We start from the raw sequence: 14,425 nt of genomic DNA on the forward strand, positions 1-14,425 counted from the left end.
AATGCCAGCAGTTATTTGATAAAATGATTGCTGGTATTTTTGCAATCTATATATTCGTTGGCACAATACAGGTGAAAAGACTATGAAAAATTTTAGCTTTTTTATTAGGAAGATATTTTTACGGAGATGGATTCTTATTGTTACGATTATTCCATTTCTGTTTGTGGCGAATTACTTAGTATTTATTGTAGCTCGCTCATCTATGTCTACAGTTCAAGGATACCAAGAAATGCAAAAGCTCAACCAAGAAGGAACTTATATTGGAAGAGAAGATGCAGATCACATGATAAATTTTGATATTGTTACAAACGAAAAAATGCATGATATCTATACATATTTAGATAATCATTTTCGCTATGGACTGTATAGTGATGGAACAATAGCGTCAATATCAAATCGCTATGGCATAGAGGTTTCACTTAATTATATTAATCAGGATTTTTATCAACAAAATTTGTTTGGAATATCTGATGGAGTCGATTTATCCTTTGACTATTCAATAAAAGATAAAATTCCTGTGCTTGTTGGTGAAGGATTAAGAAGAGATTATCCTATAGGAACAGAAATCCGATTGAAGGAGCCATCTCTAAAAAGAGATGTGATTTTTACAGTTTGTGGAGTGTTAAAGAAAAATACAAGTCATTCTAATTTTTATACTCTAAGCTCGAAGAAGTACTATAATTTTTCGATACTTGTGCCAGTGAATAAGGAGTTTATTCAAAATGCACAGAGGGGATTTGGAGTCAATGCAATAATGAATTTGGTTATTTTTGACTCGACAAGAGAAAAGTTGGAAAAATTTAATGAGCTTATTCAAAAGAATTTAGAGGCAAGATTTAAATTTTCTACTCAGGATGAAAACTATGAGTTTTTCAACTATTATGTGGCATCTTTGGAAATTATTTTTTGTATTACATTTGTTATACTGATTGTTGTTGTTGCGTTGTCAATTTGGAACACATTGGCAAGTATTCGATTGATGATTAAGGATTTTTCTATTCATTTGTTTGTTGGATTGAGTTATTCAAGATTGAGACTTATGTTGTATGGATATATTGGACTGTTATTATTTGTGAGTTGGGTAGCAGTTTTTTTGTGTACAATAGCTGATCGCTATAGAGCTTGGGCAGAAAAAATTACATTTTTTATTACCTATGGTGTGTTTGGACTAATTGGAATGGATTGGTTGGCCTTATTGGTAACGATGGGATTTGATATCGCACTTGCAGTGATGATTGTAGAATTGATGATGAGAAAAATCAAAAAAATTCCAATTTCTTTGGGAGTAATGCAATGAGAAGTATGATAGATATTCAGATTGAGGAGAAAATATTTACAAAGTCAAAACTTTCGATTTTAAAAGGTTTTTCAATGCAAGTTGAAGCTGGGGAAAAATTGGCCATTGTGGGAGAATCTGGTGTGGGCAAGAGTTCTTTGCTCAATATTTTAGGATTATTGGATCGGGATTATCGTGGAGAATACTATCTTTTTGGGGAGAAGACGAATGGGGTGGATGAGAAGGTACTCGCGAAATGGAGAAATCAAAGAATTGGATTTGTCTTGCAAGAATCAGCAATGATTAATAGTCTGACTGTGGAGAAAAATATTCAACTGCCTTTTTTATATATGGAATCTAAGGATAGAAATTCTTTGCTTGAAAATTTTACTCAGATTGTAAAAGAGATAGGAATTGAATCTATCTTACAGAAAAAACCACTCGACTGTTCGGGAGGAGAACGAGCTAGGGCAGTTTTTGCCAGAGGAATTTTGATGAAACCAGAGGTTTTATTGGCAGATGAGCCTACATCCTCTTTGGATACAGAAAATAAGGAAAGAATTATTCATTCTTTATTTGAGATGAATCAAAAATTTGGAACAACCATCATTACGGTAACACATGATTTGGATATGGCCAAGCGACATGATAGAGTCATTCGTTTAGAAAAATAAAATGGCTCTATCATCAATGGGGGATTGTAAGAATTCTTGCAATCCCCCTAAATTTTTCTACAGTTATCATCTTATAATCTTTCAACCACTTCACTGAGGACCTTGCCGATGCTTTCATGCAAGACAAGATTTGCTTGGTTGTCCACATTTGTTTTTGATTTATTGATGAGAACAAGCTGATTGCTATCATAATATTGGATAAATCCAGCAGCGGGATAGACAACAAGTGAAGTTCCTCCAATAATCAATACTTCGGCATTGCGGATGTCGCAGAGGGCATCATTGATGGTATCTTCATCTAGGCTCTCTTCGTAGAGAACGACATCAGGCTTAATAATACCACCACAGTCACATTTTGGGATGCCGAAGGAGTGAAGAATTTTTTCAATTCCATATTTTTTCCCACATTGAGTACAGGTATTTCTAAGGACACTGCCATGGAGTTCAAAAACTTTTTGACTTCCTGCCTTTTGGTGTAAACCGTCAATATTTTGAGTGATGATGGATTTTAGTTTGCCCATTTTTTCGAGCTTGGCCAGTGCAATGTGGGCTGAGTTGGGCATGGCCTTTGGAAATAACATCTTGTCTCTATAAAAGCGGTAGAACTCCTCAGTGTGGGAGATAAAAAAGGAATGGCTGAGAATTTTCTCTGGTGGATAAGCATAGTGTTGGTTGTAAAGACCATCTTGAGAGCGAAAATCAGGAATTCCACTTTCTGTGGAGACTCCTGCACCACCAAAGAACACAATGTTGTTACTTGCCTTAATCCATTGAAAAAGTTGTTCTATATTGTCCATAGTAAGCCCTAGCCTTTCTTTTTTTTGCGCATCTTCCTCTTTTTCTTCTTTTTGTTATAATTTGGCTTGGAGGAAGCTTTCTTTTTCTTTTTTATCCCATTTTCCTTGTTCTCTGTATTGTTGCTAGATGTTGTATCTACATCCCTATTTGGTTTTGTATCCACAGTAGATTCAGAATCTGAATTTGTCCCCGAAGGTTTGATATCGTCAAATTTTGGAATAACAATCTCCATATCTTCTATATATTCCATATTTTCTTCGATAGTTGCTTCTATATCTTCTTCAATTTCTTCTTTCTGTAGTGGCGAAAAGCTAAAGCGATACATTTTTGATTGATGACTAGAGAGAATTTGTACATACTTTCGTTTTGCAATATCTTTTTGGGAAAGTTCATCAACGGTGCCAGCACACCAAGGCTGAAAACAGATAAAGGGAGCATTTTTTTTTGGAGGACTCCATAGACCGAGTTGAGGAAAGTCAGGAAACTGAAAGACAACACCGTGTTCAAAATTTTTGTGGAGTTTGACTTTTCGCTCGGTAAATTGATCATAGAGATTTGTTCCACTGTCAAACATTTGATGGGTGAGTGGGATATCTTCTTTGTCTGCGTCAGCAAAAGAAAGGCAATATTCTTCTAATTTTTCATCGGCTTCCATTGGACAGAGGAAATTTGTATGTCCACCAATTAAAAATGGCATATCACTTTTGTTGAGATTTGAGACTGTATAACTAATCTCAAGCTCCGTTTCCCTCAGTCGAAAGGTGACAGAAAATTCAAAATCATAGGGATAATATTGCTTTGTTTCTTCATTGCTCATTGTGGAGAGGGTGACAGAATGTGCCCCCTTTTTTGTGATTTGAAAGTCCATATCTTTAATGAGACCAAGATGGAGCATAGGATAACTTTCTGTTCCATAATTGATAAAGTCAATATCTGAGCCTATATAGGGAAAGAGAATGGGAGAAACTTTATCCCAATATTGGTCATTTTTTTGCCAGATATATTGGTGACCATCTTGATCGGTATAGGAAATAAGTTCTGCTCCTTTGGTCGTACAGGTAAAGGAGGCATAGGGATTGTTGATGGTGATATTCATAAATAACCTCTTTCTGCCAGTAATTGAAAAGTCTATAGTTCTATTGTAATCTATGAATGCAAATTGTCAAAGAGTTTTTGTGGTATAATTATAGGAAATACTATGAGTTGAGGGAGAAAAGAATGAATTTAAAAAATGTGCAAACGAAGGAGAGGATCGCAGAGATTCAAAACTTATATGAAGCTGCTTTTCCGGCTAATGAGAGAAAACCTTTTGCTCTGATTCAAGAGAAGGTAAAATCTGGACAGATGGAAATTTTAGCCTTTGAAGAAGGAGAAAATTTTATTGGAATGGCGATGGTAATGATGGATGAGGATTTTATTTTAATTGATTATTTTGCAATGAAAAAGGAAAAAAGAGGAGAAGGTTATGGCAGCAGGGCAATTCGTATGCTTCGGAATTATTATGCAAAAAAACGCATATTTTTAGAGATTGAGATTGTGCCAGAAAAAGTGGAGACAAGAGAAGATGAGCTGAAGGAGAGAAGAAAGAAATTTTACTTAAGCAATGGCTTAAAGGAGACAAAAGTTTATGTCAAACTCTTTGGAGTGGAGATGGAATTATTGACTTTTTCAAAGCAGATTAGTTATGAGGATTATATAGGCATCTATTTGCACATCTTTGGGGAACGCAGTCGAAAATATATACAACAAGTCGAAAAATATGATAAAATAGGAAAAAAGGATTTGGAGGTGTAAGGATGAAAATGAAAAATTTGGCAACCTTATTGGTTGCAGGAATGGCCGCTTTTTCTTTGATGGCTTGTGGCAATGGAGCAAAGAAGACAGAGACAAGTAATGCACAGAGTGCAGAAAGTTCAAAGGAAAGTTCTGCACAGACAACACAGGCAAGTTCTAGTGCACAGACAACAGTTGCACAGAGTATGGATGACAATGGCATTCGAAAGGCATTGGTTGTCTATTTTCCTGGAGTTGATGAAACGAGCACAGAGGGCGGAAAAAAGGATGTACAGGCTGTGGCAGAGATGATTAGCAAAAAGGCAAATGCCGATCAATTTGAGGTTGTGCCAGAGGCTGATTATCCAAAGACCTACGCAGAATATGCGGCACAGGTTAAGCGTGAAAAAGAGGAGAAGGCAACGCCAGCTTATTATGGTGATGTCGACGGATGGAATGATTACTCTGTGGTTTATGTTGGTATGCAGGGAGCTGATGACTCAGTTGAGCGTGTGATGGCTAAGTTTATTCAGGACCACAAGTGGGATGGAAAGACCATTGTGCCATACTATACAGCAAGTGAAGGAAAGAAGGCCACAGAGGAAGTAAAAGACTTAGCTAAGGGAGCAAATGTAAAGGCGGCAACACAATTTACACATAGTCAGATTACAGGAAGTAGTTTTGACCACGACATTGTTGATTTTGTGGATAAGATGAGTAAGTAAGAAAGAAATAGACAGAAGGCGTGTAAAAATGATTTCTGATTTTTTACACGCCTTTAAGATGCAGAGGCATTTTTGCACAAAAAGCAACGCACTGAGTGTGTTGCTTTTTGTTTATTCGCTAAATGCCATTTTATTTAATTGTGTAGACTTTGCCATGCCACTATCAGCTCCTCGAGGTTGTCTTAATGATAGTGCTTCAATCTCTTCCATACTCATTGTAGATGATATAGATTGCAAAACCTCTTTAAGTCGAGAATTTATCTTACTATTTTTTGCTTCTGCTCTTCTAATTATTCCTTGACAAGCAACAGGTGAAATATAAATTTCTTCTGGTGCATCGGCTGAGATAATATCTTTCATGTATAATATATATATCATATATTCAATATAAAATCATTATAAACTTAGAAAAAATCATTATATAATTATTTTTTGTAAGAGAATTATATGTACATAAGGTATTAAAGCTATGCTCCTTTTTAGGCTCTGCCTTTTTATAAATTTATAGTTGATAAATATTTATATTAGTTGTATGATTATACAATCAAAAGATGTGGAGGCGAATATGATAAGAGTAGGGATTGTTGGAGCAACGGGATATGCGGGAGCAGAATTAGTTCGGCTCCTGATGCAAAGAGATGATATAGAAATTGTTTGGTATGGTTCAAGAAGCTACATCCATCAAGATTTTGCATCGATATATAAAAATTTATATCATATTGTGGAAGAAGATTGTAAAGATGATGATTTGCATCAAATTGCAGAAATTGCAGATGTGATTTTCACAGCAACACCACAGGGTTTTTTGGCAGGAAAACTAGATGAAGAAATTTTGAGGAAGGCAAAAGTCATTGATTTGTCAGCAGACTATCGAATTAAGGATGTCAAGACTTATGAAAAATGGTATAAGATCGAGCATTTATCTCCACAATTTATTGAGGAGGCGGTGTATGGGCTGCCAGAGATCAATAGAGAAAAAATAAAGAACGCAAGATTAATTGCCAATCCAGGTTGTTATCCAACTTGTTCCTTTTTAAGTATTATGCCACTGGCAAAAGCAGGGCTGATTGATATGTCTTCCATTATTATTGATGCCAAGTCAGGAACAAGTGGCGCGGGACGAAGTGCCAAGGTAGACAATCTGTTTTGCGAAGTTAATGAAAATATCAAGGCCTATGGTGTGACAACACATCGCCACACGCCAGAGATTGAGGAGCAATTGGGTAGGATTTCTGGAAAGGAGACTATCATTAGTTTTACACCCCATCTTGTGCCGATGATGAGAGGAATTTTGGTGACGGCCTATGCGAGCTTGACAGAAAAGGTGAGCATTGAAAAAATCAGAGAAATTTATGAACATACCTATGCCAATGAAGAATTTGTTCGTGTGCTCAAAGAAGGAGATTGTCCACAGACAAGATTTGTCGAGGGCAGCAATTTTGTCGATGTCAATGTGGTGCTCGATGAGAGAACAAATCGAGTTGTGATGATGGGGGCAATGGACAACTTGGTCAAGGGTGCTGCAGGACAGGCAATGCAGAATATGAATATTTTGCTTGGATGCAAAGAAAACATGGGATTGAAGCAAATTCCGATGTTTCCATAATTGATGGAGGAAGTGTTTTGGTAACAGTAAGAGCAATGAAGGAGAGCGATTATCAAAAGGTGCGAGATGTTTGGGTGAATACAAAGGGGTTTAAAATTCGCCTAATTGATGATGGACAGGAGCGAATTTGTCGCTTTTTGCGAAGAAATCCAGGACTTAGCTGTGTGGCTGTGGCGGATGGAAAAATTGTGGGTAGTATTTTGTGTGGGCATGATGGCAGAGAGGGATCATTTTATCATGTCTGTGTGAGAGAAGAATATCGACAGCGTGGCATTGGAGAAGAGATGGTCAATTATTGTCTGGCGAAATTGGAAGGGGAAGAAATTTCTAGAGTTAGTCTCATCGCCTTTACACAAAATGAAGTTGGCAATCAATTTTGGAAGAAATTGGGATGGAATATCCGAAAAGATAGCAATGGATACGACTATATGATCAATGATGACAATATTGCAAGAATAGTGTAGTAGTATAGAGAAAGGATAAAAAGTTATGGGAAAGATAACAAAAATCGAAGGCGGTGTCACGGCGGCAAAGGGATTTTTTAGTGCAAGCTGTATGGCACAAATTAAGTATACTGATCGACTGGATATGGCCATGGTCTATTCAAATTCTCCATGTGTCAGTGCAGGAACATATACGACTAACTTAGTCAAGGCAGCACCTGTAGTTTGGGACAGAAAGATTACTGATGGCGATGGAATGGTGCAGGCCATTGTGGTGAATGCAGGTATTGCCAATGCCTGTACAGGAAAAGAAGGACTTGATTATTGCGAGCAGACAGCCAATGAGGCAGCCAGTGTGCTTGGCATTAAGCCAGAAGAAGTCTTGGTTGCCTCTACAGGTGTGATTGGAAAGCAGTTGCCAATGGAAAAGATTAAGGCAGGTGTGCACAAGTTAAAAGAGAATTTATCGGATAGTCTAGAGAGTGCAAGCTTGAGTGCAGAGGCCATTATGACTACGGATACGATAAAGAAGGAGATTGCCCTTGAGTTTGAAATTGCAGGGACAAAAGTAAAGATGGGCGGAATGTGCAAGGGTTCAGGCATGATTCACCCAAATATGTGTACAATGCTTGGCTTTGTGACCACAGATGTTGCCATTGACAAGGTTTTACTTCTTAAGGCTCTTCGAGAAGATGTTGTGGATACCTTTAATATGGTCAGTGTTGATGGTGACACCTCAACAAATGATTCCTTTATTGTTCTTGCCAATGGTCAGGCAAAGAATAAGCTCATTGACAGTGAGGGAGAGGACTATACGACATTTAAGGAAGCCCTACATCAAATCAATGTGGAACTAGTTAAGATGATGGCAGGTGATGGCGAGGGAGCGACGGCACTTTTTGAAGTCAAGGTTGTCGGTGCACAGTCAAAGGACCAGGCGAGAACTCTGGCAAAGTCAGTAGTAACTTCCTCTTTGACCAAGGCAGCCATCTTTGGACATGATGCCAACTGGGGAAGAATTCTCTGTGCTCTTGGATATTCTGGAGAGAAGTTTGATCCCGATCATATGGAACTTTGGTTTGAGAGCAATGAAGGAAAAATTTTGATCTATAAAGACGGCAATGCGGTTGATTTTAGCGAGGAGGATGCCACTAATATTCTTTCAGCCAAGGAAGTGAGAGCATTAGTAGATATTCAAATGGGAGAGGAGACAGCCACAGCTTGGGGTTGTGACTTGACCTATGACTATATTCGAATTAATGCAGATTATAGAAGTTAGAGGAGAAGCAAGATGGATTTAAGTATTATGCAAAAGGCACAGGTGTTGATTGAGGCCATTCCCTATATTCAGCGATTTAATCGAAAGGTCATTGTTGTCAAATATGGTGGTTCGGCTATGCTTGATGATGAATTGAAAAAACAAGTCATTCAAGATGTTGTTTTGTTAAAATTAGTTGGGTTTAAGCCGATTATTGTGCATGGCGGCGGAAAAGAAATTAGCAAGTGGATTACTAAGGTGGGGATGGAGCCAAAGTTTATCAATGGTCTTCGTGTGACGGATGAGCCGACAATGGAAATTGCAGAGATGGTATTAAATCGTGTAAATAAAAGTTTGGTTCAATTGGTAAGTGACCTAGGTATCCGTGCAGTCGGAATTAGTGGAAAAGATGGAAATTTATTGGAATGTGAAAAGAAATTGAGTAAGGGCGAGGACATTGGTTTTGTTGGTGAGATTACTAAGGTCAATCCACAATTAATTGATGACCTAATCGAAAAAGATTTTTTACCCATTATTTGCCCGATTGGCTATGACAACGAATGTCACAGCTACAATATCAATGCAGATGATGCTGCCTGTGCCATTGCAAAGGCTGTGGGGGCAGAAAAACTGGCCTTTTTGACCGATGTGGAAGGAATTTATCGCGATTTTTCAGATAAGAGTTCATTGATTTCAGAGATGACTGTGGAAGAAGCGAGAAAATTTATTCAAAGTGATGGCATTGGCGGTGGAATGATTCCAAAGTTGACCAATTGCATCGATGCCTTAGAGAGTGGTGTGAGCAGAGTGCATATTCTGGATGGAAGGATTGCCCATTGTCTGTTACTTGAAATTTTTACCAATAAGGGAATTGGAACAGCAATTTTGCGAGAGAGGGAGGACAATTAATGGAAGAAAATATTCAAAGGGCAGAACAGCAATTGTTAAAGACCTATAATCGCTATCCCGTAGTATTTGACAGAGGAAATGGCGTAACTTTGTATGACACTGAGGGCAATGCCTATCTTGACTTTTTTTCTGGCATTGGTGTTCAGGGACTTGGTCATCATTATCCAGGACTTCAGGAAGCAGTAAAAGAGCAGGTAGATAAACTTTGGCACACCTCCAATTATTTTTATAATGAGCCAGCCATCGAGGCGAGTGAAAAACTATTAAAAGTTTCTCAAATGGAGAGAGTCTTTTTTACCAACTCTGGAACAGAGGCGATTGAAGGTGCACTAAAGATTGCTAGAAAATATGGTGTGGAAAAGCATGGGAAGGACTGTTATGAAATGATTGCGATGAATCATTCTTTCCATGGACGAACATTTGGAGCACTCTCGGTCACAGGCAATGCACATTACAGAGAGCCATTTGAGCCATTGTTGCCAGGAGTCAAATTTGCCACATACAACGATCTTCAGTCGGTAAGAGCATTGGTTTCAGAGAAAACTTGTGGTATTATTGTAGAACCATTGCAGGGAGAAGGAGGAATTCACCCAGCGACAGAAGAATTTTTAAATGGACTTAGAGATCTTGCCGATCAATATGATTTGATTTTGATTTTTGATGAAATTCAATGTGGAATGGGAAGAACAGGAAAATATTTCACTTGGCAAAACTTTGGTATCCGACCAGATGTCATGACGGTGGCAAAGGCTCTTGGAAATGGTGTGCCCATTGGTGCATTTTTGGCAGCAGGAAAGGCAGTAAACATATTAGAGCCTGGAGATCATGGAAGTACTTATGGTGGCAATCCCTTGGTCTGTGCGGCAGCAGCAAAGGTATTGGACATTTTTGAAAAAGATCAAATTCCAGAGAATGCAAAAGTGGTGGGAGAATATCTCAAAGAAAAGTTAAATACATTGTCAAAGCATCATGGACATATTATGGAATGCAGAGGGTGTGGCTTGATGCTTGGGCTTGAATTTGATGTTCCCGTGGGCGAAATTATTCAAAAAGTGCTTTTGGAAGAAAAGATGGTGCTCATCAATGCGGGTAGCCATGTGATTCGCTTTATTCCTCCTTTAGTCATTACCAAAGAAAATGTAGATGATGCAGTGGCAAGATTAGATCGTGTGTTGACCAAATTAAATTTTTAGGAGTATTTTTATGAGCATGAGGAGAAGTTCTGACAAGAGAGATCAAGTGATTGTCAGAACGAGTATCATTGGTATTGTTGCCAATATTTTTTTGGCTGGGTTTAAGTTTATGGTGGGCATTTTGACTCACTCGATTGCCATTACTTTGGATGCAGTAAATAATTTGAGTGATGTGCTCTCATCGGTGATTACCATTATTGGCACGAAACTGGCAGGAAAGTCACCAGATAAAAAGCATCCCTATGGACATGGGCGATATGAATATTTGGCAGCAATTATTATTGCTGTCATTGTGCTATATGCCGGTATTAGTGCACTGATTGAGGCTATAAAATCTATTCTTCATCCAGCACAGGTAAACTATACACCGGTGTCACTGGTGATTGTAGTAGTGGCTGTGGTAATTAAACTTTTACTTGGAAATTATGTGGGAAAAGTGGGAAAAAAAGTGGGATCAGATGCACTAATTGTTTCTGGTGCTGATGCAAAATTTGATGCCATTATTTCAACGACTACTATATTAGCGGCAATCATCTTCTTGCTCACAGGTTTTCGACTAGAGGCCTATTTGGCAGCAGTCATCGCCATACTTTTAATTAAATCAAGTTTTGAAATGCTCAATGATACCATTAGCCTAATCCTTGGTCAGCGGGCCAATGCAGAAACTTCAAAGAAGGTGAAAGAGGTTATTCAATCGGTTCATGGTGTCAAAGCAGTATATGATTTGATTTTTAATGACTATGGCCCAAATCTAATCCTTGCGACAGCACATATTGAGGTACCTGACACTTTTAGTGCTGATCAGATTGATACAATGACAAGAGAAATTAATGATAAGGTATATCATTCCTGTAAGATTGTCATGGCAGCTGTGGGCATTTATTCAGTCAACACAAAGGATGACAAGGCAGCTGAAATTCGTAAGCAGATACGAGATATTGTGATGGGACATGAGCATGTCTTACAGATGCATGGATTTTATATTGATTTTGAGAAGATGAAAATTCAATTTGATATGATTGTGGGATTTGAGGCGAAGGATCGCCATGCGATCTATGATCATGTCAGTCAAGAAATCAAAGAAAAGTATCCAGAATTTGATGTGGAAATTGTAATGGATACAGATTACAGCGATTAATGATATAGAAGATAAAAGGGCGTGAAAAAAATGAATCTTCATTTTTTCACGCCCTTTAGAATAAATGGGACATTAATTAGTAAAGTCCATTTTGTTCGTCTTCATAGACCTTACTCATATCTTTGGAGAGATATGGATGCTGATCGAATCCACAGCCATATCCCATGGCATCAGCATAACCTGTTTTTCCATCCATTTGAAGTATGCACCATTGATGTGTCCAAGAATTTGGATTGGCATGTGTCCAGTCGTATCCCATAAAGTCAAGAACTCGTCCTAGTGCTCTTGTTCCTCCTGCACAGGTGGAGACATGGGCAACAAAAACACCATAAGGACTCCGATAATATTTGTTAGCATCAGTTCCGTACTGATTACTGAGAATATATTCTCTGTAAATAATGGATGCAGCTTTTCTGACTTTGGCTAAATCTGTAGTCAAAGAAGAATCAGAGAGAACTCGGATGGCGATCTTTCGTGCCACATCATCTGCTTGGTTGGCTTGCTCTTTGGAGCAATTCTTGTAATAATCATGTTTGGCAACAACAGCAGCGGCTCTTGCTTCATCTAGCTTAACTTGACCAGTAGAGGATTGTGTATTGCCAGAGAGCCATGCACCATCGGCACCAACCTTGTATCCATCTGGAGTTGTGGTGTTAGTGAGCATTGCACCATTTGAGCCAAGATAGTAATTGCCAATCCAGCGATTGGCGACCATTTTACCGCTGTCATCTAAGTAGTACCAAGTTCCTCTTAGATCCTTCCAGCCAGTACTCATAAATCCAAGTTGGTCAATATAGTACCAAGAGCCATTGTCATTTACCCATTCATCCTGAGCAAAGCGGCGACCATTTTGAATATAGCGCCATTTTCCATCGTCCTTGTACCAAGGGCTAGCAGCGAATACGCTGGTTGTTGTGGCGATGGTCACAGCTGCTGAAATAAGACATAAAGCTAATTTCCTCATAATGGTTTCCTCCTTTTTATTGTATATGTTCTATATTAGCTTAAGAATACTATAATTGCTCAGGGGAGTCAATAATTTATTAAGAAAAAAGAAAGAAAAAATTAAATAAATTTGAAGAACCCAAAATAGTAAGTGGACTTTTAAATCTCAGAAGAGCAAAACAATCTCCCGATACGCTAGACGAAAGGAAGGATTTAAGCTATACTTAAAAGATAGATTTATGGCTTGACCATAGAAAATGGAATAAAATGCAATCAAGAAATAGGAGAAAAGAATGGGTAAGATTACAGTAACGAATTGTGAAATTGATGGACTTTATGTTATCGAGCCAACGGTGTTTCCAGATGCAAGAGGATACTTTGTGGAAACCTACAATCAGAGAGATTTTGAGGAAGCTGGACTGAATATGAAATTTGTACAGGACAATCAGAGCATGTCTGTCAAGGGAGTATTGCGTGGGCTACATTTTCAAAAGGAGCATCCACAGGGAAAGCTTGTTCGTGTACTGCGTGGGGAAGTTTTTGATGTGGCTGTAGATTTGAGAAAACATTCAAAGACATATGGAAAATGGTTTGGCGTGGTGCTTTCGGCAGAAAATAAAAAGCAATTTTATATTTCTGAGGGTTTTGCTCATGGCTTTTTGGTATTATCCGATGAGGCAGAGTTTGCCTATAAGTGTACAGATTTTTATCATCCAGGCGATGAGGGTGGAATTATTTGGAATGATCCATCTATTGGAATTGAATGGCCAATTGCAGAGGGAATGGAAATTAATTTATCAGAAAAAGATACAAAGTGGAATGATTTAGCACATACATTCCATTTTTCATAAGGAGCAAAGATGAAGAATCTCATTGGACTGTTCAAGGATTTGCAAAAGAATAGAAAATTGATTTGGGAACTGGCAAAGGCAGATTTTAAAAAGCGTTTTGTAGGTTCTTATTTTGGCATTGTGTGGATGTTTGTGCAACCAGTTGTCACGGTATTTATTTATTTTGCCATCTTTCAGATGGGATTTAAAAGTGTTCCTCCAGTGCCGGGAGCGCCCTATGTTCTTTGGCTTGTGCCAGGAATTGTACCTTGGTTTTACTTTGCTGAGGCAATGAACACGGGGACAAGTTGCTTGCAGGAGTATGATTATCTCGTTAAAAAAGTAGTTTTCAATGTTCAAATTTTGCCAGTAATTAAGTTGATTTCTTGCTTAATTGTGCATGGCATTTTTGTACTCATTATGATAGGAATGTATTTTTGCTTTGGTCGTTTACCAAAGGTTACTTGGATACAGCTCATTTATTATACCTTTGCTTTATCCTTATTTGTGCTTGGTTGGACACTCATTACGGCATCCATCAATGTATTTTTTAAGGATATGGCACAGATTGTCAGCATTGCCTTGCAATTTGGTATGTGGCTTGTGCCGATTATGTGGGATCCAACAATGTTTCAAAATCGACCTGCGTGGTTGGATAGTGTGTTAAAGATCAATCCAATTTATTACATTGTCATGGGATACCGAGATAGTATGCTTCAGGGAAATTGGTTCTTTGAGCGTCCAATGCTCACCATTTATTTCTGGATTTGGACAATCGTCATGCTCATGATTGGATTGAAAGTATTTCATAAACTGAGACCACATTTATCAGATGTATTGTAGTGTGGGGGGAGAAA

16 protein-coding genes are annotated in these 14,425 nt (G+C 38.2%); 12 read left to right on the forward strand and 4 right to left on the reverse strand.

The features are described from left to right. The first annotated feature begins 82 nt into the window (after positions 1 to 82). Together J5A74_04435 and J5A74_04440 are read left to right on the forward strand one after the other, a co-directional pair. Positions 83 to 1,297 (forward strand): ABC transporter permease, encoded by a 1,215-nt coding sequence (locus J5A74_04435; protein ID QUI96558.1) that lies wholly within the window; start codon positions 83 to 85, stop codon positions 1,295 to 1,297. Next, positions 1,294 to 1,950 carry an ATP-binding cassette domain-containing protein gene (locus J5A74_04440; GenBank protein QUI96559.1) on the forward strand — a complete coding sequence of 219 codons (657 nt, stop codon included), beginning with the start codon at positions 1,294 to 1,296 and terminating at the stop codon, positions 1,948 to 1,950. Before J5A74_04435 ends, J5A74_04440 begins: the two co-directional genes overlap by 4 nt. Positions 1,951 to 2,021: 71 nt before the next feature. On the opposite strand, the gene J5A74_04445 is transcribed toward J5A74_04440, so the two are convergent. Then, positions 2,022 to 2,747 carry an NAD-dependent protein deacylase gene (locus tag J5A74_04445; protein QUI96560.1) on the reverse strand — a complete coding sequence of 242 codons (726 nt, stop codon included), beginning with the start codon at positions 2,745 to 2,747 and terminating at the stop codon, positions 2,022 to 2,024. An 8-nt stretch (positions 2,748 to 2,755) separates the two neighbouring features. Beyond that, the gene (locus tag J5A74_04450; protein ID QUI96561.1) at positions 2,756 to 3,844 is read right to left on the reverse strand and encodes a hypothetical protein; all 1,089 of its coding nucleotides are present in this window, start codon (positions 3,842 to 3,844) and stop codon (positions 2,756 to 2,758) included. A gap of 122 nt (positions 3,845 to 3,966) precedes the next feature. On the opposite strand from J5A74_04450, the gene J5A74_04455 reads away from it, so the two are divergent. Continuing rightward, entirely contained in the window at positions 3,967 to 4,542 is a 576-nt protein-coding gene (locus tag J5A74_04455; protein ID QUI96562.1) for a GNAT family N-acetyltransferase, read from the forward strand. A gap of 2 nt (positions 4,543 to 4,544) precedes the next feature. Further along, positions 4,545 to 5,246, forward strand: a complete 702-nt coding sequence (locus J5A74_04460) for a hypothetical protein (protein QUI96563.1) — start codon at positions 4,545 to 4,547, stop codon at positions 5,244 to 5,246. 111 nt (positions 5,247 to 5,357) lie between these two features. Here J5A74_04460 and J5A74_04465 read toward each other — a convergent pair whose 3' ends face one another. Beyond that, a complete protein-coding gene (locus J5A74_04465) occupies positions 5,358 to 5,606 on the reverse strand; it encodes a hypothetical protein (GenBank protein QUI96564.1) in 249 nt (82 codons plus the stop codon). A 205-nt stretch (positions 5,607 to 5,811) separates the two neighbouring features. On the opposite strand from J5A74_04465, the gene J5A74_04470 reads away from it, so the two are divergent. From J5A74_04470 to J5A74_04495, 6 genes are read left to right on the forward strand one after another with little or no spacing between them, the layout of a single operon-like run. Then, complete coding sequence (locus J5A74_04470) at positions 5,812 to 6,852, forward strand: N-acetyl-gamma-glutamyl-phosphate reductase (protein ID QUI96565.1); 1,041 nt, start codon at positions 5,812 to 5,814, stop codon at positions 6,850 to 6,852. Positions 6,853 to 6,887: 35 nt separating this feature from the next. Continuing rightward, the gene (locus tag J5A74_04475) at positions 6,888 to 7,316 is read left to right on the forward strand and encodes a GNAT family N-acetyltransferase (protein ID QUI96819.1); all 429 of its coding nucleotides are present in this window, start codon (positions 6,888 to 6,890) and stop codon (positions 7,314 to 7,316) included. Between the two features lie 25 nt (positions 7,317 to 7,341). Beyond that, the gene (gene argJ, locus J5A74_04480; protein QUI96566.1) at positions 7,342 to 8,574 is read left to right on the forward strand and encodes a bifunctional glutamate N-acetyltransferase/amino-acid acetyltransferase ArgJ; all 1,233 of its coding nucleotides are present in this window, start codon (positions 7,342 to 7,344) and stop codon (positions 8,572 to 8,574) included. A gap of 12 nt (positions 8,575 to 8,586) precedes the next feature. Next, on the forward strand, positions 8,587 to 9,462 hold the full coding sequence (gene argB / locus J5A74_04485; protein QUI96567.1) for an acetylglutamate kinase: 876 nt from the start codon (positions 8,587 to 8,589) through the stop codon (positions 9,460 to 9,462). Further along, entirely contained in the window at positions 9,462 to 10,655 is a 1,194-nt protein-coding gene (locus J5A74_04490) for an aspartate aminotransferase family protein (GenBank protein ID QUI96568.1), read from the forward strand. The genes argB and J5A74_04490 overlap by 1 nt, the downstream gene beginning before the upstream one ends. A gap of 16 nt (positions 10,656 to 10,671) precedes the next feature. Beyond that, entirely contained in the window at positions 10,672 to 11,793 is a 1,122-nt protein-coding gene (locus tag J5A74_04495) for a cation transporter (protein QUI96820.1), read from the forward strand. Positions 11,794 to 11,869: 76 nt separating this feature from the next. On the opposite strand, the gene J5A74_04500 is transcribed toward J5A74_04495, so the two are convergent. Further along, on the reverse strand, positions 11,870 to 12,757 hold the full coding sequence (locus J5A74_04500) for a cell wall-binding protein (protein ID QUI96569.1): 888 nt from the start codon (positions 12,755 to 12,757) through the stop codon (positions 11,870 to 11,872). 274 nt (positions 12,758 to 13,031) lie between these two features. On the opposite strand from J5A74_04500, the gene rfbC reads away from it, so the two are divergent. Then, positions 13,032 to 13,589: a dTDP-4-dehydrorhamnose 3,5-epimerase gene (rfbC, locus tag J5A74_04505; GenBank protein ID QUI96570.1), complete on the forward strand. Its 558-nt coding sequence runs from the start codon at positions 13,032 to 13,034 to the stop codon at positions 13,587 to 13,589. A 9-nt stretch (positions 13,590 to 13,598) separates the two neighbouring features. Further along, positions 13,599 to 14,411, forward strand: coding sequence for an ABC transporter permease (locus J5A74_04510; GenBank protein ID QUI96571.1), 813 nt, complete (start codon positions 13,599 to 13,601; stop codon positions 14,409 to 14,411). The last annotated feature ends 14 nt before the right edge of the window (positions 14,412 to 14,425 follow it).

The sequence above is a fragment of the Lachnospiraceae bacterium oral taxon 096 genome, assembly GCA_018141845.1.
Taxonomy (GTDB): Bacteria; Bacillota; Clostridia; order Lachnospirales; family Lachnospiraceae; genus F0428.